General features: G+C 36.9%; 18 protein-coding genes. 5 read left to right on the top strand and 13 right to left on the bottom strand.

The genetic code is table 11. The features are described from left to right. The first annotated feature begins 87 nt into the window (after positions 1–87). Positions 88–1,170, top strand: coding sequence for an endonuclease/exonuclease/phosphatase family protein (locus ACE3RB_RS09830; RefSeq protein WP_374464065.1), 1,083 nt, complete (start codon positions 88–90; stop codon positions 1,168–1,170). A gap of 38 nt (positions 1,171–1,208) precedes the next feature. Here ACE3RB_RS09830 and ACE3RB_RS09825 read toward each other — a convergent pair whose 3' ends face one another. The 10 genes from ACE3RB_RS09825 to ACE3RB_RS09780 all read right to left on the bottom strand — a co-directional run bounded on the left by ACE3RB_RS09825 (position 1,209) and on the right by ACE3RB_RS09780 (position 11,161). Continuing rightward, entirely contained in the window at positions 1,209–2,267 is a 1,059-nt protein-coding gene (locus tag ACE3RB_RS09825; RefSeq protein WP_374464064.1) for a diphosphomevalonate/mevalonate 3,5-bisphosphate decarboxylase family protein, read from the bottom strand. Positions 2,268–2,420: 153 nt separating this feature from the next. Continuing rightward, on the bottom strand, positions 2,421–4,190 hold the full coding sequence (locus ACE3RB_RS09820) for a long-chain fatty acid--CoA ligase (RefSeq protein ID WP_374464063.1): 1,770 nt from the start codon (positions 4,188–4,190) through the stop codon (positions 2,421–2,423). Beyond that, complete coding sequence (locus ACE3RB_RS09815; RefSeq protein WP_374464062.1) at positions 4,187–5,200, bottom strand: NAD-dependent epimerase/dehydratase family protein; 1,014 nt, start codon at positions 5,198–5,200, stop codon at positions 4,187–4,189. The genes ACE3RB_RS09820 and ACE3RB_RS09815 overlap by 4 nt, the downstream gene beginning before the upstream one ends. Before the next feature lie 257 nt (positions 5,201–5,457). Further along, positions 5,458–6,462, bottom strand: coding sequence for an MvdD family ATP-grasp ribosomal peptide maturase (locus ACE3RB_RS09810; RefSeq protein ID WP_374464061.1), 1,005 nt, complete (start codon positions 6,460–6,462; stop codon positions 5,458–5,460). Then, a complete protein-coding gene (locus ACE3RB_RS09805) occupies positions 6,459–7,406 on the bottom strand; it encodes a RimK family alpha-L-glutamate ligase (protein WP_374464060.1) in 948 nt (315 codons plus the stop codon). Before ACE3RB_RS09805 ends, ACE3RB_RS09810 begins: the two co-directional genes overlap by 4 nt. Positions 7,407–7,479: 73 nt before the next feature. Beyond that, positions 7,480–7,704 (bottom strand): microviridin/marinostatin family tricyclic proteinase inhibitor, encoded by a 225-nt coding sequence (locus tag ACE3RB_RS09800; protein ID WP_332387952.1) that lies wholly within the window; start codon positions 7,702–7,704, stop codon positions 7,480–7,482. Positions 7,705–7,755: 51 nt separating this feature from the next. Next, positions 7,756–7,992, bottom strand: a complete 237-nt coding sequence (locus ACE3RB_RS09795; protein ID WP_374464059.1) for a microviridin/marinostatin family tricyclic proteinase inhibitor — start codon at positions 7,990–7,992, stop codon at positions 7,756–7,758. 113 nt (positions 7,993–8,105) lie between these two features. Further along, positions 8,106–8,885: an alpha/beta fold hydrolase gene (locus ACE3RB_RS09790; protein WP_332387954.1), complete on the bottom strand. Its 780-nt coding sequence runs from the start codon at positions 8,883–8,885 to the stop codon at positions 8,106–8,108. A gap of 125 nt (positions 8,886–9,010) precedes the next feature. Continuing rightward, positions 9,011–9,730, bottom strand: a complete 720-nt coding sequence (locus tag ACE3RB_RS09785; RefSeq protein ID WP_374464058.1) for a pyridoxine 5'-phosphate synthase — start codon at positions 9,728–9,730, stop codon at positions 9,011–9,013. A gap of 162 nt (positions 9,731–9,892) precedes the next feature. Beyond that, positions 9,893–11,161, bottom strand: coding sequence for a mechanosensitive ion channel family protein (locus tag ACE3RB_RS09780; RefSeq protein ID WP_374464057.1), 1,269 nt, complete (start codon positions 11,159–11,161; stop codon positions 9,893–9,895). A 271-nt stretch (positions 11,162–11,432) separates the two neighbouring features. Here ACE3RB_RS09780 and ACE3RB_RS09775 point away from each other — a divergent pair, with 271 nt between their 5' ends. The 3 genes from ACE3RB_RS09775 to ACE3RB_RS09765 all read left to right on the top strand — a co-directional run bounded on the left by ACE3RB_RS09775 (position 11,433) and on the right by ACE3RB_RS09765 (position 13,717). Continuing rightward, positions 11,433–12,620: a carboxypeptidase-like regulatory domain-containing protein gene (locus ACE3RB_RS09775; RefSeq protein ID WP_374464056.1), complete on the top strand. Its 1,188-nt coding sequence runs from the start codon at positions 11,433–11,435 to the stop codon at positions 12,618–12,620. Positions 12,621–12,699: 79 nt separating this feature from the next. Continuing rightward, positions 12,700–13,191 carry a DUF456 domain-containing protein gene (locus tag ACE3RB_RS09770; RefSeq protein ID WP_374464055.1) on the top strand — a complete coding sequence of 164 codons (492 nt, stop codon included), beginning with the start codon at positions 12,700–12,702 and terminating at the stop codon, positions 13,189–13,191. A gap of 16 nt (positions 13,192–13,207) precedes the next feature. Beyond that, the gene (locus tag ACE3RB_RS09765) at positions 13,208–13,717 is read left to right on the top strand and encodes a hypothetical protein (protein ID WP_374464054.1); all 510 of its coding nucleotides are present in this window, start codon (positions 13,208–13,210) and stop codon (positions 13,715–13,717) included. Here the strand turns inward: ACE3RB_RS09765 and ACE3RB_RS09760 are convergent. Genes ACE3RB_RS09760 through ACE3RB_RS09750 form a run of 3 tightly spaced genes read right to left on the bottom strand, consistent with a single transcriptional unit; the run spans position 13,704 to position 15,959 of the window. After that, a complete protein-coding gene (locus ACE3RB_RS09760) occupies positions 13,704–14,345 on the bottom strand; it encodes a uracil-DNA glycosylase (RefSeq protein WP_374464053.1) in 642 nt (213 codons plus the stop codon). The two genes, ACE3RB_RS09765 and ACE3RB_RS09760, sit on opposite strands and share 14 nt — an antisense overlap. 41 nt (positions 14,346–14,386) lie before the next feature. Further along, positions 14,387–15,391: an acyltransferase family protein gene (locus tag ACE3RB_RS09755; protein WP_374464052.1), complete on the bottom strand. Its 1,005-nt coding sequence runs from the start codon at positions 15,389–15,391 to the stop codon at positions 14,387–14,389. Between the two features lie 46 nt (positions 15,392–15,437). Then, positions 15,438–15,959: a GNAT family N-acetyltransferase gene (locus ACE3RB_RS09750; RefSeq protein WP_374464051.1), complete on the bottom strand. Its 522-nt coding sequence runs from the start codon at positions 15,957–15,959 to the stop codon at positions 15,438–15,440. A 127-nt stretch (positions 15,960–16,086) separates the two neighbouring features. Between ACE3RB_RS09750 and ACE3RB_RS09745 the strand changes: the two genes are divergently transcribed. Next, positions 16,087–18,234 carry a DNA mismatch repair protein MutS gene (locus tag ACE3RB_RS09745; protein ID WP_374464050.1) on the top strand — a complete coding sequence of 716 codons (2,148 nt, stop codon included), beginning with the start codon at positions 16,087–16,089 and terminating at the stop codon, positions 18,232–18,234. Positions 18,235–18,604 lie beyond the last annotated feature (370 nt).

Here is an 18,604-nt window from a genome sequence, read left to right as displayed (position 1 = left end):
AAAATAGATAAAATAAAATTTACATTGATGAATAAATTTTAAAATTCATTTTCCTTAAATTGTAACAAAATTATTTCAGAGTTTCATATGTGGATTATTTATATGACCCTGGCCATACTTTTACTGGTCATGACTATACTGCCCAAAATTCAGCATTCCCACTGGATATTCCGGGTTCCTGAATTTGCTAAAATACAGGTTACATATCTTATATTTTTCACTTTTCTGCTTGGGCTTATCATTGATTCGAAAGAACATCTATGGTATTATCAGGGGTTTTTATTGGCCTTGTTTGTCTATCACAGCCGGACTCTCGTAAGATATACTCCTCTGTATCCTGTAAAAAAACACAGACAGCTTCACAAGTCTTCTGACAAGCTGCATTTTATTTCGGCTAATGTTTATCAGTTCAATAAGGAATATGAGAGATTCTCCAGCCTTGTTAAAAAGCATAATCCGGATTTTTTCATGACGATGGAAAGTAACGGCGATTGGGAAAAAGCAATGAGACCACTGGAAAAAGAATATCCTTACCAGCATAAAGTGACTCTTGAAAACACCTACGGTATGCATTTCTATTCAAGGGTTGAAATTAAAGAAGCAAAGACTCATTATTTTGTGGCTGATGATATTCCAAGCATTGAAATTCATATGAAAACAGCTGATGGGTTCTCTTTTGTTTTTTTCGGTGTACATCCTCCACCGCCGAGTCCTACAGAAGAAGAAACGTCAAAGGAAAGGGATGGTGATCTTCTCAGTGCTGCCAAACGTATAAAAGACATCAGAAAACCAGTTATTGTGGCAGGTGATTTCAATAACGTCGCGTGGTCAAGATCATCTGTTCTTTTCAGAAAAACCAGTCATCTGATAGACCCAAGAGTAGGACATTCTTTCGTTTCTACCTTCCATGCAAAGTATCGTCTTTTAAGATTTCCTATTGATCTGATGTTTCACAGTGAAGATATCTTTATCAAACAGCTGAAGACCCTGGATAATTTCGGTTCGGATCACCTTCCGGTATATTGCGAGTTTTTCATAGATCATCACAATGATGAGCAGCAAGAACTGATTGAAACAGCGACCGCTGAAGAAAAAGCAGAAGCAGAAATCATGATAGAAGAGGGGAAAAAAGAAGACGGCGACCGGGAGGCTGTTGTTACTGAAGATTAGTAAAAAAGTGGGCTTTAGACCCACTTTTTATTATTATTTTAAAATCTCATTACATCCTTCACGACTCCATTTTTCTGAGTGTGCTGTAATAATTCTGTTTCTATATACGCTTTGATCTGTTCCTCAGAACCATTGTTTGGAAACAGAAGATGAACATTGGCTCCTGCATCCAGCGTAAAGAATAAAGGATATCCTGTTTCCCTTCTGAAATCCCAGATTTTATTAATGACTTCCAAAGTACCTGTTTTCATCAGGATAAAAGCAGGATCGCTCATCATCATCATAGCATGCAGTGTAAGCGCTTCGTGTTCTACCAGCTTGATAAAACGCTCCATATCTCCGCTTTTCAGAATTTCTTTCATCGGGACAAAGTTTTCTCTTGCTTCCTGAAATCTCCTTTCTGCATAAGGATTGGTTTTCATCAAACCATGTCCTACTGTTGAAGATACACTTTTCTGCCCTTCATGAATCAGCAGCACCCAATCATTAAAGTTTTTGAATACTTCGTGAATTTCAGCATCCGGATACTGCACCCCGAACAGATCAGAACTCTCTTTTACCTCATCCGTTTCTCCCCATACCACAAGCCCGTTGTATAGGCTTCTGCATGCACTTCCGCTTCCTAATCTTGCCAAAAAGGAGGCTTTTCTCAAAGATTCTTCTTCAGAAGTTTTTTCTGCAAATGAAGCATCCAAAGCCATAAGGCATTTTGCTATCGCTCCAAATCCCGAAGCAGAGCTTGCAATCCCGGAACTGTGCGGAAATGTATTTTCTGTTCTGATGATATATTTACCTTTTAAAATCCATGGAAGGTATTGCTCTATATTTCTGAAATATTTTTCAATTTTTTCGGCAAACTTCACCTCTTCGTTTCCGGCAAGGAAAGTCTGTACTGAAAAAGGTTCATTAGCCACAAATTCCATTGAAGTATTGGTTTTACAATGATTTAAAGTATAACTGATACTTGGATTGGCAGGAATCTGATCTGCATATTTTCCCCAATATTTAATCAGGGCAATATTAGACGGACAGTTCTCTGAAACCGTTTGTGTATGAATGGTGAAATTTTCTTTTCCTATAAATTCTTGTGTCGTCATAGTTTAATTTTAGTAATATTTTAACCACCCCGTCAAAAATTCTTTGAATTTTTGCCACCCCTCCGGAAGAGGGGAATTTTCACATCTCAGTTGTGATATGCGTGAAAACCGGAGATTAAAATTAGGATTAAATGGAAACTTCCATTACACCTTTTAGTACATTTTCTCTATAATATCTGCATATTTCTTAATTACCACATTTCTTTTGACCTTCAAAGTTGGGGTTATTTCTCCTGTATTGATATCAAATTCTGCCGGCATTAAGGTAAATTTCTTCACCTTTTCATAATCTGCCAGGTGGCTTTGTAATTCTTTAATTTTCTCCTTGTAAAGGTCTATTACCTTTTCATTTTTTACAGCATCTTCCCAACTGGTAAAAGGGATATTATTCTTTTTGATATAATCCTGCAAAAACTCAAAATTAGGAACAATCAACGCTGAAACAAACTGTCGGCCTTCTGCGATCAGCATAATCTGCTGAATGAAATTATTGTTTGTTAAAAGGTTTTCAATCTGTTGCGGAGCGATATATTTTCCGTTGGACGTTTTCATGAGATCTTTGATTCTGTCCGTAATGATCAGATTTCCTTTATCATCAAACTTCCCTGCATCACCGGTTTTGAACCATCCGTCTTCGGTAAACACTTTCTGTGTTTCTTCAGGCTTTTTGTAATATCCTTTCATGATTCCGTTGCCTCTTGCCTGGATCTCATCATTTTCCCCTATACGCATTTCTACGCCTGGCAATGGTTTTCCGCTGGTACCATGTTCAAAATGAGTCAAAGGGAATAGCGTCAATGTAGCGGTAGTTTCAGTTAACCCATAGCCCACAGTTACATGAATTCCCACTGATTCAAAGAAACGGGTAACTTCCGGAGAAAGTGATGCGCCACCGCATGGTAAAAACCAAAGTCTTCCGCCCATTTTTTCTTTAATTTTACTGAAGACCAGCATATCAGCAACAGATTCTTTCAGTTTTAATCCAAAAGGAACCGGTTTTTCATTTCTTCTCAGCTCGGCTGTTTCCCATCCGGTTTTAAGGGCCCAGTCAAAGATTTTCTTTTTCAAAGATGATCCTTCTTCCGCCTTTTCCAGAACTCCGGCATATACTTTCTGGAAAAATCTCGGTACAGCACACATCGCCGTAGGTTTTACTTCTTCAAGTGCTTTGGCTACATTTTTAGGGTCTTCCAGGAAATAAACACGCGCCCCGCCATATAAGCAAAGTAAGCTCCAGCTTCTCTCAAAAACATGGCTTAACGGTAAAAATGCCAGCGATAGTTCTTCTTCAAAGTTTTTAAACTTAAAAAATTCAAAATGAGAATCGAACGCTTTGATAAAATTTCCGTGGGTAAGCATTACTCCTTTTGGAATTCCGGTAGTTCCGGAGGTATAGATTAAAGTGGCTGTATCATCATATTCTTTCTTGCAGATCTGCAGCTTTGGTGAAGCTTTTGCTATAAAATCTTCAAGATAAAAGCTGTTGAATTCTTTCTTGATCCACACTGCTTTTTTGGAAATAATGATCGTTTCCAGACTGTTATCTTCTTTATGTAAAAGTTCCAGGCAGGCATCATACTGCATCTGGTTTCCTACTAAAACAACTTTAGCGCCCGAATCGTTAATAATATGTTCTGCCTGTTCAGCGTTATTGGTAGAATAAACAGGTACCGTAATAGCTCCAATAGCCATTGAAGCCAGATCCATGATCATCCATTCGGACGAATTATCTGAATAAATAGCGACTCTGTCATTTTCCTGAACACCTGCTTCTTTTAAAGCATTGGCTGTTTTAAAAATAATCTCACTGAATTTTTTCCAGCTCAGCTCTTTCCAGGCTGCATCTTTCTTTTTAAATCCGATAGCCGCTTTTATAGGATGTTTTTCTACATTTTTAAGGATAATTGCCTCTGCAAGATTCATTTCTTCAGCTTTTTGTCGTTAATATAATTATTCAGGTGAAAGTCTATACTTTCTTTTACAGAAATAAACTGGTAGTTCAGCTTTTCTTTGACTTTATGATTGGAAATGGTGTTGAATGAAGATATGGCTTCAATATTGGATTTAGTCACCATTCTCAGTTTTGGAATCAGCCATCCGAAAAGGAGGTTGGCTATTCTCCCGATGTTTAATTGAGTTGGGGTAAGAATTTTTGCTTCCTTAAGTCCAAGACGGGATCTGATCTGCCTGGCAAGATCGGCATACCTGTTATTTTCTGCAACAATGATAAACCGCTCTCCAAAAAGATTATTGTCCATGAGCCCGATTGCGGTATTGGCTACATCTCTTACGTCAACATAGGCAGAGCCTCCTGAAAAGGTAAAGCCATTGTCTTCAAAGGTAGAGAAAAGCTCTCCGCTGCTTTGGTTCCAGTTTCCGCTTCCTACAATCATTCCTGGGTTAATAATAACGACATTCATACCTTCTGCCGAAGCTCTCCATGCTTCCATTTCAGATAAGTGTTTTGAAATAGCGTATGCGGAGTGTTCCAGCTTTGGATTAAAGTCAGAATCTTCATCTAATTCTCCTTTTTCATTAAAATTATCAAGAACAGCAACGGAACTTACGTGAAGAAATTTTTTAACGTCTGAACCTTCACAGGCATATAGCAGATTTTCTGTACCCTTGATGTTGGTATGGTACATCTCTTTTTCATCTTTCGGATGAAAGCTCACTTTTGCGGCACAATGATACACCTCATCCACACCCTGCAGTGCAGTTTCCAAAGAGTCGAGATCATCAAAATCTACGTTTACCCATTCGATCTTATTAAAAAAATCATCAGGATTCTCCGTATAAAAGCCGTATGAATGCCTTACTTCGTTTAAATTGCTTCCCGGCCTTTTGGAAGCACGTACATTTTTCCCCCTTTTAAGAAGTTCCAGTACAATTACTCTTCCCAGGATTCCGGTAGCACCCGTTACAAAAATCATTAATTATTTACTTGATTGCTGACTAAAATATAACAATATTTTCTATCCGGCAATTCTTCCGGATTTATAAAAAATCGTCAGAAAAACTGCTTCTGCAAATTTGCGATTTTTAAAGCATAATTCAATTTAATTTAACCAATATTATCATTCAGAAATCAATAAACAGAAAAAATTTAATCACAGCTGAATATTAAAAGTAAAAGTCCTGAAAGAATTGACAGCTTTCAGGACTTCTATGATTACAAATTGCTTTGTTTTTAAGCCATTACTTCATTATTTCTTCTTGGAGCCTTATCACACAAAACGTCTGCAATGCTTTTGGAAATAAGGTTTCCTCCTGTGAGGTTATCCAGCCAGAAGAATTCTCCGGCAGCATTGATCTCGATGAAGTAATATTCGTCTTCAGGAGAAACAATCATATCTATGGCTCCGTAGTCTACATTGTAAACATCAAGAAGCTCAAGCAATTTTGCTTCTACATCTGCCGGAAGTTCTGTTCTGCTCCATTTATCGATAAGATTGATTCCATCTTTTCTCCAGTCTATTTTGGCATCTTCAGACTGTTGGGAATCTATTTCAAATGCATACACATCTCTTCCCACAATGGTAATACGAAGTTCCTTTTTCTTTTGAATCATCTGCTGAAACTGCATAGGGCAATACAGCAGTGAATCCAGCTCTCCCAGTTTATCTTCGCTTACAACATTGGTAAACACAACGTTTTCAACACCGTCTTCATAGATGGCAAAACCGGTCTGCATTTTAGCTACTACATTTTTGTTCTTCAGAATAAATTTTCTAGCTTCATCAGGGTTGTTGGTAAGGCAGGTTGCAGGAATTGTCAATCCTAATTTGTCTGCTATTTTCAACTGTTCTTCCTTGCTGTCCAGTCTTCGGTATACACTTGGCTTCCCTAAAGAATATGCATCTACCGATTCGAAGAAGCCAAAAAGGGTGTTCCGAATTTCCCCCATTGCGGCCCCATAAAATTTACTATCCATTTCTTCTTTCAATCCTTTTCCGATATTGTAAGCTCTCCGGTACCAGATGGCAGAAATGTCATCCAAACGGTGTTTTGCTTCAGGAGTTTCAAGAAAACTTACCCATTCACCATCCTGAAAAATAGTGGAAAGTTTATTTTGTAAAGGATAAACATCAACATCAAATCGGATGACTTCACAGTTATTTTTTTCAATGTATTCTGTTACTTTTTCAATGGAAAAATTATCTGCGGTATGTGTTATAATTAAAATTTTATTCATGGAAATTGATTCTTTTGATAAGATTGTCGGCAATTTTTTGTGCAATGGGAAATCCCAGCTCTTTCTGCAGCATTCCCCATTCTCCCTGCGGATTGACTTCCAGGAAATAGTAAGCTCCATCTCTTCCTTTGATCATATCGATAGCTCCTATATAAAGCCCCATTTCTTTCATCATAGAAGTAAGGTTTGCTTTTTTCAGGAAGTTCATAGGCTGACCAGAAATACCCTTCACGCGCTACTCTCCAGTCTGCATTTTCACTGTTATTGATCTTTCCTGTGAAGAAATCTCCGTCCACGTAGACAATTCTCAGCTCATATTCTTTGTCAATATAAGGCTGAAAAATCATCGGGCAATATGCAATATCAGAAAGGTGTTCAAGAGATTCTTCCTCAATAACCGTAGTCGAAATCATGTTTTCTCCTGACATCGTTTTCGCAGTTACCCCATGAAGTTTGGCTATGGCTTTTCCCTGACAGTACTGATGGAAAAATGTCGTTATTTTTTCTTCATCATTAGAAAAAATGGTTTTGGGAATGGTTAAGTTATTTCTTTGTGCAATTTTCAGCTGAAATATCTTATTTCCATCTACTTTTTTTTCGTTTTCATAAGGGTTGATCCAGGGAATATGTTCCAAAGCCGTCATCAGATTATACCTCAGGCTTCCATATTCGTTGAGGAAAATCCTTTCATAATCCTGATCCAGCTCTTCAGGAGCACTGATCCTCCATGCTTTTCTGTGCCATACTCCTTTGATATCATCAGAGTGGATTGTATTTCCTGATTCATCTGTCAGTTCAAATGAATTTTCACAGATGCTGATCTTCTGAAGATGGTTCAGGCGGTCGGAATTCAATCTGAAATAAGGAATATTTTTGGACCTCAGATATTCGAAAAAAATGTCAATGTTATAAAAATCCTGTGAGTGGGTGATGCAGAGAATCATTTGCCGGTTTTATTAAAAAGGGAAACTTAATGTTTAAGTTTCCCTACTATTTTATTTAATATTCTGTCTGATCTTACAGTGGAAGGTTGATTACATCATCATCACCGTCAGATGGATATTTCATGGTTTGCATCATATCATCTTTCGGAGATGTTACCGTGTCTACTGTCGGCTTTGTGATCAAATCTGTTTCGGCAAGTGTTATATCACTTCCTCCTTTTACTGTTTCAGGATCCTTTACCTGTTTTTCCAGGAATGATGCGAAAAACGGCTTCTTCTTTGAGTTGTTGCTTTTCATAATGTTTTAGTTTTGGTTTGAATATAATTTAGCTTATGCTTGTACACATGATCATACTTCTAAAACATCCTCATCACCGTCAGAAGGATATTTCATGGTTACATTATCATTATCAGGTGTAGTAACATTATCCTTAATAGGAGTAGTGATCTGATCCTGAAGGGATGTTGTAATCTGATCTGCAAGCACAGAAGTAATACCTCCTCCTTTTACTGTTTCAGGATCCTTCACCTGTTTTTCCAGGAATGTAGCAAAAAACGGCTTCTTTTTTGAATTTTTGTTTTCCATAAGTTAATATTTTTTTGTTTTGAAAATCCAAAGTACAAAAAATTCAAATCATGGAGAAATAATAGCGCGTTTTAATAAAATTTTAACACAATATTTAAAATTAAAGTACAATATTAACTTAAACCAAGAAATTCCTTTACAACATTTGCAAAATCAACAGGATTTTCAGCCTGTACCCAGTGTCCGGCATTCTTTACCGTAACTATTTTAGCTTTAGGAAATTGCTGCCTGATTCCATATTCATCCTGCGGTAGAATATAATTGGATTTTGCCCCTGCTATAAACAGGGTATCTCCTTCAAAAACTCCGAATTTGACAGCGTTGGATACAAATTCATTATATTTTTCAGATAATGTTTTAAGATTAAATCTCCAGCCGAGTTTTTTATTGTCATCCCAATAGAGATTTTTCGTTAGAAACTGAACGGTAGATCTTTCCGGAATGTATTGGTTCAGAACTGCTTCCACTTCATTTCTTGAAGTTACCGTATTGAAGTCTACGGTTTCCAATGCTTTGATAATCCCCTGATGATGCGGAGGATATGCTTTAGGTGAGATATCCACAACAATCAGTTTTTCAACACGTTCAGGATATTTTATAGCAAACTGCATCACTGCTTTCCCTCCTAATGAATGCCCCAGAACATGCGCTTTCTGAATTCCGTAATGATCCATATAACGGGCAATATCATCAGCCAGGTCATCATGAGACATACTGTCTGAGTGAAAGCTTCTGCCATGGTTTCTAAGGTCAATCAGATGTACCGGAAGATATTCTCCGAGATCTTTTCCAAAGCTTCCCCAGTTGTCAAGCATTCCGAATAATCCGTGAAATACCAGAAGCGGCGTGGTCGTTAAATTTTCGCCGAATATTTTTGAGTTTAAGATTTCCATATTTTTAGAAGTTAGAGGTGAAAAATCAGAAGTTAGATAAATCAAGCATAATCTGTTTATGCTATTTTAATACACTTGAAGTTTTACTAACTTCCAGCATCCAGCTTCTGATTTCTCATAATTTATTACCATTTAGCCAGCCTCTTCAGGTAAGCCTGAACTGTATTTTCCAATCCCATATAAAGTGCTTCAGAAATCAAAGCATGTCCGATAGATACTTCCAACAGATTTGGAATGTTGTCTGCAAAGTATTTCAGATTCTCCAGGCTCAGGTCATGACCTGCATTAATTCCTAATCCGAAATTAGTAGCTTCAACAGCTGTCTCATAATAAGGCTTTATAGCCTGTTCCTTATTGGTCAGATAGTTTTTTGCGTATGCTTCGGTATACAGTTCTATTCTATCTGCTCCGGTCTTTGCAGCATATTCTACCAATTCCGGTAGAGGATCCAGAAAAATCGAGGTACGGATTCCTGCTTTTTTAAATTCTGCAATAATCTCTGTAAGATAATCAAGGTGTTTTTTTGTATCCCATCCGGCATTGGAAGTAATAGCATCATCAGCATCCGGAACTAAGGTAACCTGTTCAGGTTTCACGTCCAAAACCATATCGATAAAGCTTTTGTGCGGATTTCCTTCAATATTAAACTCAGTTGTAACCAACGGCTTCAGATCATAAACATCTTTTCTTGTGATATGTCTTTCATCAGGCCTTGGATGGATGGTAATTCCCTGTCCTCCGAATTCCTGAATTTTTACAGCAGCTTCTGTAACACTTGGGGTTTCACCTCCTCTTGCATTTCTTAACGTCGCAATTTTATTAATGTTTACGCTTAGTTTTGTCATTTTTTATGTTAGATGTTAGATATAAATGATAGAAGCTGGAAGCCTGGGGCTGGAAGTAAATCCAGGCACTGTACTTCCTTGGGTCTTCTGCATTCATGATCATTTAAAAATTTAATTTAAAATTTGTTTTAAAAGGCGCCGAACTTCCAGCTTTCCGCTTTTCTACACTTTCACGCTTACCTGCATTACCTGAAGTTCAAATTCCTTTGAAGCCACCAGCAGATGGTCAAAAATATCTGCCTGAATCTGCTCAAAACGTTCCCATTTGGAATCATTGGCAAAGCAGTATACTTCAAGGGGCAGCCCTTGCGGAGTGATGTCCAGCTGACGTACCATCCGGGTTCCGTTTTTATCAATATCAGGATCGTTTTCAATATATTTCTGTGCGTAATATCTGAAAACACCTATATTGGTAAGCTGTCTTCCGTTTACAATTTTATCTTTATGTACCAGGCTTTCTTTCTCTTTTTTGATTTCGGTGGTTCTTTCTTCAAGATAATCTGAAATCAGGTTAATCTCCTTCAGGCGCTCAATATCTTCATCCGTCAGGAATTTAAAAGAATTGATGTTAAAGTAAATTGATTTTTTTATTCTTCTGGTATTGGACTCAGACATCACCTGCATATTTTTGATCTCAGTAGTCATCAGATCATAAGTAGGAATGGTGGATACTGTTTTATCAAAATTGGTAATCTTGGTAGTCAACAGATTAATCTCCGTGATATTTCCTTCAATGCTGTATTTGGGAATGCTTACCCAGTCTCCTACTTTTAAATTTTTGGAAGTGGCCACATGAAGACCTGTTACGAATCCCAGGATTGTATCCCTGAAAACCAATACCAGCACAGCAGTAATGGCTCCCAGACTTCCTACGATTGTTGTTCCTTTAATCCCGAAAATCACACAGATTCCTACTACTGTAAATATGAAAAGTCCTAAGATTTTTACAGTTTCCGAGATGGCATTTAGTGCCATGATCTTATAAAAATCCTGCTTAATGCTGAAATAATTTCTGAAAGCAGTCAACGATCTGTACAGCATTCCCGCAAGTATTAATACCAGCCCTAAATTGACACATCTTATAATGAAGATCGTTGTTTTTGGCAGTGCGTTTTCCGGAAATATGGAACCCTGGATAGCGCCCACTACAATCAACGCGGCAAAGTGGGCTACAGAATTGGTGATTTTCGACTGATAAACAGATTTTAAGATCGGAAACTTCTGTTCATTATGAAATAACCTGAACACAGAATTGATGATGAACTTAAAAGCAAAATCAGTAATCAAAAACAGAATAAGAAGTAAGCTCAGTTTTACAATGATATGAAAAACCCAGTCCAGCCCGGCTGGTGAAATCCGGGTAATGTAGATATAGAGTTGTTCACTCAGCTCCTGTATAAAGTTTTTGGTTTCTTGTAACTGGTCATTCATTACAGCAAATTTATGAAATTAAGAATCATCATTTTACTATTCACAATCAATTTTCATCCCAAAAGATATTCACCGGAAAATATTTAATAAAAATTATGGAACGATTATCTTAAAAAATATTAATCTGCCACAAGCTACCATTACAATTGAAAAATAAACTAAAAATTAAAGATATAAGTGAAAAATATTAAAATAATTTTCACATTTAATGTTTTAATATTAAAAAATCATTAAATTTGATTAAAACTAAACCAATCAAAATCAAACATATATGAGACAAAATTACTTATTAATCATGCTATGCAGCTTCGTGCTCTTAGTGAACTGTAAAAGAGATGATACTGTTACTCCTGATGAAAATCCTGTAAAAGTGGTCTCCACAGGAAAAGTGGAGGGCAAAGTTTTTGCAAAAAACGGGACCAAACCCATTGGAGGTGCTCTTGTATTTACTACTGACAGTCAAAGCAATGTTTACCATACCTATTCCAACGCTGATGGCAGCTTCAGTTTAACCGCACCTGAGGGCAATACAACGCTTCATATTCAGACTGGTGACGGTAAAAATTTCAGAACCGAAGTTCCTGTTGCCGTTAAGAAGAATGAAACGGTTACGGTGGCTGCAACCGATTCAAAATTAGACCAAATCGCAAAAATGGCATATATAAAGGGAAGTTATGATGAAATTGAAGCTATTATAAGTTCTCTTGGATATACCGCAACTGAGATTACTTATCAGGATTTAAAAAATATGAATACTATCTCACAGTATGATATTATTTTCCTGAATTGCGGATCCCGTACTTACCCCCAAACAGGAACTTCCACGCCATCCAATGACGCCAGTGTTTATAACAATCTTTCCACCTTTGTAACCAATGGCGGAAGCCTTTACAGCTCAGACTGGGCTTCGGCTTATCTGGTAGGGGGAAATACAAATACTGTAAGCTGTAATGCCCCGGGAGGTTTTATCAATGATAATCTTCTTTGTCTGCAAAATATTGGTACAGCCACCACTTATATGGGTTGTAACGTTTCAAACACGGCTTTGGCAGCTGCATTAGGATTTAATACACTGGATATTCAATATGATATGGGTTCATGGGAAAAAATTCAGAACTATGATCCGGCATTCTGGGATGTTCTGGTACAAAAAGGTAACGAACCTCTGATGATAAGAACAGGCCACTATACCAATCCTTCTGCGCCACAGATTCCTGTAGGAACCTCCCTGAACAATAACCACATCACAATCTGCCACCACACGGCCAATGGAAACAATATCTCCATTACGATCAACCAAAATGCCTGGAACGCACATCAGGCACATGGAGATACAATGGGACCTTGTACAGGAAACTCCAGCAGCGGAAATATCTATTATACCACATTCCATAACCATGCAAGCGGAAATATCGGTAAAGCAGGACCAATCCTGGAATATGTAATCTTAAATTTGTAATAAAATTTTATAACTCAGTTCTCAAAGTGGCTTTTTATAAGGCCACTTTTTTTATATTGCATCTATATTAAAAAAAAGAATGGATACAACGGTAATTAATATTTTCTGCCTTATTCTGTTATTTGTGGGGATATTGGGAACTTTTCTTCCGGTATTACCCGGTCTTTTGCTAAGCATTTGCGGACTCCTGATCTATAAATTCGGGACAGATGCAGATCTTCCGATGATTTATATCTGGGCATTTGGAATTCTTACTGCTGCTTCTGTAGTACTAAGCTATGTGATCCCGGCAAAGACCAACAGAAAATATGGGGGTACACGCTGGGGAAGTATCGGTTCTGTGGTTGGGACTATTGTTGGAGTATTTATTCCGATCCCGTTAGGCTTTCTGATAGGAATGTTTGCAGGGGTATTTATTGGTGAATTGCTTCATGACAGTAAGGATATGAATAAAGCCTTACGATCTACCAAAGGAGCATTAGTTGGGTTCATCTACGGAACCGGATTCAGCTTTGTAGTGGGAGTGGCAATGTTTTTGGTAGTACTACTTAATATGTTTAACGTCATTTAATTAAATATAAGAAACTATGTTCCATAAAATTGTTCTACTCAGCCTTGGAATATTTGCATTAACAGGATGCGATGCCCAAAAGAAATCAAAGATAAACACAAAAGCCACTGAAATGCCGGCAGGTACAAAATCTACAAGCGCCAATAATCAGCAAGATGGTGTTATATACCTCAGTGAAGGGGAAAATAAGTTTTTAAGGGAATACCAGATGAATGTAACATTCAAAGGGATTTCTGAAGACAGCCGCTGTCCCGAAGGTGCCCATTGTATCTGGGCCGGAGTTGCTCTTGCTCAGGTGGAAGTCATGGGAACTTCTACCCGACCGATGATTCTGAACCTTGCCAGTGGAGATTTTCCTGCAAGAAATTATCACCAGTCAACAGAGTTCAACGGATATACGATTGCATTACAGGATATTGCCCCATATCCGAAACAACAGGATGGCTCAAAAGCATTGGCTGGAAAATACAAAATCGGAATTACAATCAAAAAAGCAGATCAATCAGCTGGTTCTACCAGGAAATAGGCTTCTTCCCTTTGGAAACAAGATACTCATTAATTTTTGAGAAAGGTTTGCTTCCAAAAAAACCTCTGTGAACAGAAAAAGGGGAAGGGTGTGCTGATTTAAGAATAAAATGTTTAGCCGGATCTATAAGTTCGGCTTTTTTTTGTGCAAAAGCGCCCCACAATACAAATACCACATTTTCTTTTTTATCTGAAATTTCTTTAATAATAAAATCGGTGAATTTTTCCCAGCCCAGATCTTTATGAGAGTTAGGAGAATGAGCACGAACCGTTAAAGTAGCATTCAACAACAAAACACCCTGTCTTGCCCAATCATCAAGCTCTTTGGAAGTTCTTACCACTCCTAAGTCATCTTTTAACTCAATGAAAATATTCTTAAGTGAAGGCGGGGCAGCCACCTGCTCGGAAACTGAAAAGCACAATCCATTCGCCTGATAGTCATTATGGTAAGGATCCTGCCCGATAATCACAACCTCAACATCATCAAAAGCCGTCAGCTCCAATGCTCTGAAGATCTGATTTTTTGGCGGAAAAATTTTGGTTGTTGCATATTCATTCTTCACTTTATCCCAAAGGGTTTTAAAGTATTCCGTACTTTTTATCGGGGCTAAAATTTCTGTCCAGGTCATACTGCAAAAATAATAATATTAAAATAAAACAAGAGCATTAATCATACCTTAAATATCTTCACTTTTCTTTCAATCAGCATATAAGAAAAGTAAGACAGTAATAATGAAAATGATATTAATAACAGATTATTAAGATGATAATTATGTACAATAACGAAATTCTGTTTCTTCACCATATAATGGATAATATACAACGAGTAAGAGATATTGCCTAAAAAATATATTGTTTTGGTTTCCAAAAATGCCTTCAGATAGTTTTGCTTTCCTTCATACAGGCATTTGATCATCAATGCTGATAATAAAGGAATAAACAATGGTCCTTTACCAATAAACAACAAACAGACAAATATTATAGTAATAATATAAATGATGAGATTTTCTTTTTTCGTTTTAAATGGAGGCAAAAGGGCAACTCCAATCCCAAGAAAATAGGAAGAAACTGTTCTCAGAAGGGAAACAAGGCCATATGGAAGATCAAGATATGCGGTTGATTCTCCTTCCTTCAATGGAATTTCAGAGCCTATATATAAATGGCCGGGAAGATGGGGAAGCATCCACCTCAAAATCAAGCTTGATACAATTAAAATTTCACTGCGAATCTTATAACGCAGGATAATCCATAACATAAAAGGAAAGATCAAATAGCAGATCCATTCTGTACTTAGTGACCAATAAACTATATTCAGCAGATAATTGGGATTAAAAAAGCATTGTACTAATGTGGCATTGATCAGGAACCCGGCTATAGAGCTTTTCTCTAAAAACAGTACAATAAAAACAACTGATAGGATGTAAACAGGATAAATCCTGTTGATTCTTTTTTTGTAAAAAACCTCTGTTACTTTATAATTCAGGTTTTTAAACTTTTCAGAATAAGAAACCGTTAGTAAAAAGGCACTCAGCACAAAAAAGATATCAACAGCTACATAGCCCTTCCCCACTATATCCTGAATAAATTCATTCCTGAAAAAACTAAAATGAAAAAAAGCAACCCATAATGCGACAACTCCTCTAAGTCCCGTTAAAGATTTTATTTCATTTTTCATATGTAATTTCAATCAGCGATAAAGATAGAGAAAACCTTTTGGATTTCTAGTGATGGCTAGCGGAGAGCTTTTTCAGACTAAAAATAATATTATCAGGGAAACCTTTATCTTCCTTTCCTTCCCATAAAATAAAGTCATGTTTTAAAAGGATCCCTTTTGAATTTTCATTAAACTTATTCGTAATAGCCAGGATTTCGTCTAAATTCAATTCATTAAAACCAAAATCCAAAACCGCTTTCAAAGCTTCAGACATAATTCCCTGTCTGTGATATTCCGGCAGCAATTCATAGCCAACTTCTGCTGTTTTCCGGTCTTCAGAAAAATTCCAGAGACAGATGGTTCCGATAAGATTCAGCTGATCTTTAAAAGAAATTCCTAAATAGATGGTCTGGTTATTTTGAGTTCTTTCTTTAATTGTCAGAATAAACTGGAGGGCATCGTAATTATTTTTAGGAGACTTCCTTATGACGAACTGATTGATCACCTCATTGCTTCGGATTCGCAAAATATCATCAACATGACTTTCGTTGATATCTTTCAGTAATAATCTTTGGGTTTCCAGTTTCATATATCAAATTTAATAAAAGAATATTATCGGTTTATTTTTAGCGTTAAAAATTTTAAATCTCTAGGTAATTTATTCTGTAAATCTCTCAGATATACGTAATAATCAAAATTCTCACTAAATTTGCACTGTGTATATAGATAAAGAAGATTTAGACGAATTAGAGTTTCCGCAATTGCTCGCGGAAATCTCCCCATTTGCGTATTCTCCGAAAACAAGAGAAAAAATTCTTCAACTTCGTCCGATGGAAATAGACGAGGCAGAACTTTCATTAAAGAAAACGTCAGAATACCTGTCGAGTTTCGAAAGTTCAAATGCGATTCCGTTTGATGAATATGAAGATATTGAAAGTGAGCTGAAATTGATGCTGATTGAGAATTACCGTCTGGAAAATGCTGCTTTCATCAAAATAAAAACCATCACGGAACAGATCGGAAAACTGCAGAAGTTCTTCCCTACCATGCCGGAAACGTTTCCTACTTTATTGGAAGAAGTTTCTGTACTGGAATTCAGAAAAGAGATCATTGAGAAAGTAGATAAGGTTTTTAACCGTTTTGGTGAAGTAAAAAATGAAGCTTCCCCAGCTCTGAAAGGGATAAGAACTGAAATTCAGCTTGCTAAAAAAGCTATCCAGGAAAATTTCAACCGTTCGCTTACCACGTATGGACAGAGTGACTTTCTGGACGATATACGGGAAACCATTATTGATGACCAAAGGGTTCTGGCTGTAAAATCAGGATTCAAAAAAAGGGTTCCGGGAAGAACATTAGGAATTTCCAAAACAGGTTCCATTACTTACATTCAGCCGGACAGTGTTGTAAAGCACTACTTCAAGCTTCGCGAAAGTGAAGAAGAAGAAAAAAAAGAGATTGATAAAGTTCTCCGTAAACTTACCGCAGAACTGGCAGAATTTCAACCTCAGTTATGGAGATATCAGGTATATATTTTCGATCTTGACCTTACGAGAGCTAAAGCGAAATTTGGTGAACTGATCAACGGAGTTCTTCCAAAAATCAACCATCATAAAACACTGAGATTAAGAGATGCCTACCATCCTCTTTTATGGTTAAGAAACAAAATAGAGAATAAAACGATTCATCCACAGACACTGACTTTAACGGAGCATAACAGGATCATCTGTATCTCCGGTCCGAACGCCGGTGGAAAATCGATTACCCTGAAAACGGTAGGATTATTACAACTGATGATTCAGAGTGGTATCCTGGTTCCGGTTCATCCAAAGTCTGAAATGTTTTTCTTTGAGAAAATCATGACTGATATTGGAGATAACCAATCCATTGAAAATCACTTATCGACCTATTCATCAAGGTTGAAGAAAATGTCAGGAATCATTCGTGAGGCTGATGCCAATACGCTTTTACTGATTGATGAATTCGGTACAGGTTCTGATCCTGAGCTGGGAGGTGCGCTGGCAGAAAGTTTCATGGAGTTTTTCTATGACAAAAAGAGTTTTGCCATCATCACAACCCACTACACCAATATCAAACTGGTGATAGAACAGCTCCCTAACGCTCAAAACGCAGCAATGCTCTTCAATGAAGAAACATTGGAACCAATGTATAAGCTGGAAGTAGGACAGGCAGGAAGTTCATTTACCTTTGAAGTTGCAGAAAAGAATAAAATTCCAAGGTTTATCATCCATTCTGCCAAGAAAAAGGTAGAGCACGATATTGTTAATCTTGATAAAACCATTGTAAAACTGCAGCAGGAAAAGTTTGAGGTTGAAAAACTGAAATCTGATCTTGCAGAAAGAAAAGAATCTGTAGAAGATAAACGTGATAACCTTCAGAAACTGAATGACCAGCTTCAGCAAAAACTGTTCAATTTCCAGAAGCTGTATGAAGAGGAACACCGGAAACTTCAGTTCGGAAATAAGATTGAGACATTCATCGACAGCTATACGAAAGGAAAATCCAGAAAGGATGTTGTAAAAGATTTTGTAAAGCTTCTTGAACAGGAGAAATTCAGAAAATTAGGTACCGATAAGGATGAATCCAAACGTCTGCAGGTTGTTAAGAGAAAAATCACCCAACAGCTGAAAAAAGAGGAAGTGATTGAAAAAATTGCTGAGACCAATGAAAAACTGGAGGAAAAACGTAAAACCGACCGTGCTGTGTGGATGAAAGTCGGGCAGCGTGTCCGTATTACAGGAAGCACCAGTGTTGGAACTATTGAGAAAATTTCACGTAATAAAGTGATCGTCAATTATGGGACTTTCAAAACCACCATTGATGCGGATGAACTTGAGAGAATTTAATTAGTCTGAGGATTAATTTATGCAAATACAGAAAGAGCACTTTTCAGTGCTCTTTCTTTTTATTTATTTCTTAATGAATCTTTTAATTTTTCTCTTGTATAAAGGTTTTTAATATATTTGAAATTATAAAGTTGTTTAAACTTTACAAAACCACAAAAGTTACAAAAGGTTTCATAAAACACTTGAGTTCAATCAAGTAAGTTTAAAATGATACCGCAGAAATGTTCACATAAGATGAAAATCAAAGATTTTTACAAAACTTAGGTGTACTTATTATGCATAAGGTTTTGGTTCTGAAAAAAACTGAAGTGTTTAAAACTTTTGTGCCTTTTGTGGTTTAAATAATGATTATAAGAGTTTAACCAACCTC

Origin of the sequence: Chryseobacterium sp. (assembly GCF_041914225.1) — a bacterium.
Taxonomy (GTDB): domain Bacteria; phylum Bacteroidota; class Bacteroidia; order Flavobacteriales; family Weeksellaceae; genus Chryseobacterium.
The sequence above is the reverse complement of the archived record's forward strand: the minus strand, read 5'-3'. Positions and strand labels throughout refer to the sequence as shown.

Excerpts from the sequence above, each read along its gene's own strand:
- ACE3RB_RS09815 (WP_374464062.1), bottom strand. The coding sequence starts at position 5,200 with ATGATTTTTGTAACGGGTGCTACCGGAATCCTGGGAAGAGTAATTGTA.
- ACE3RB_RS09810 (WP_374464061.1), bottom strand. The coding sequence starts at position 6,462 with ATGAATAAAATTTTAATTATAACACATACCGCAGATAATTTTTCCATT.
- ACE3RB_RS09765 (WP_374464054.1), top strand. The coding sequence starts at position 13,208 with ATGTTCCATAAAATTGTTCTACTCAGCCTTGGAATATTTGCATTAACA.
- ACE3RB_RS09785 (WP_374464058.1), bottom strand. The coding sequence starts at position 9,730 with ATGACAAAACTAAGCGTAAACATTAATAAAATTGCGACGTTAAGAAAT.
- ACE3RB_RS09755 (WP_374464052.1), bottom strand. The coding sequence starts at position 15,391 with ATGAAAAATGAAATAAAATCTTTAACGGGACTTAGAGGAGTTGTCGCA.
- ACE3RB_RS09805 (WP_374464060.1), bottom strand. The coding sequence starts at position 7,406 with ATGATTCTCTGCATCACCCACTCACAGGATTTTTATAACATTGACATT.
- ACE3RB_RS09820 (WP_374464063.1), bottom strand. The coding sequence starts at position 4,190 with ATGAATCTTGCAGAGGCAATTATCCTTAAAAATGTAGAAAAACATCCT.
- ACE3RB_RS09800 (WP_332387952.1), bottom strand. The coding sequence starts at position 7,704 with ATGAAAAGCAACAACTCAAAGAAGAAGCCGTTTTTCGCATCATTCCTG.
- ACE3RB_RS09775 (WP_374464056.1), top strand. The coding sequence starts at position 11,433 with ATGAGACAAAATTACTTATTAATCATGCTATGCAGCTTCGTGCTCTTA.
- ACE3RB_RS09830 (WP_374464065.1), top strand. The coding sequence starts at position 88 with ATGTGGATTATTTATATGACCCTGGCCATACTTTTACTGGTCATGACT.
- ACE3RB_RS09825 (WP_374464064.1), bottom strand. The coding sequence starts at position 2,267 with ATGACGACACAAGAATTTATAGGAAAAGAAAATTTCACCATTCATACA.
- ACE3RB_RS09790 (WP_332387954.1), bottom strand. The coding sequence starts at position 8,885 with ATGGAAATCTTAAACTCAAAAATATTCGGCGAAAATTTAACGACCACG.
- ACE3RB_RS09795 (WP_374464059.1), bottom strand. The coding sequence starts at position 7,992 with ATGGAAAACAAAAATTCAAAAAAGAAGCCGTTTTTTGCTACATTCCTG.
- ACE3RB_RS09760 (WP_374464053.1), bottom strand. The coding sequence starts at position 14,345 with ATGACCTGGACAGAAATTTTAGCCCCGATAAAAAGTACGGAATACTTT.
- ACE3RB_RS09780 (WP_374464057.1), bottom strand. The coding sequence starts at position 11,161 with ATGAATGACCAGTTACAAGAAACCAAAAACTTTATACAGGAGCTGAGT.
- ACE3RB_RS09750 (WP_374464051.1), bottom strand. The coding sequence starts at position 15,959 with ATGAAACTGGAAACCCAAAGATTATTACTGAAAGATATCAACGAAAGT.
- ACE3RB_RS09770 (WP_374464055.1), top strand. The coding sequence starts at position 12,700 with ATGGATACAACGGTAATTAATATTTTCTGCCTTATTCTGTTATTTGTG.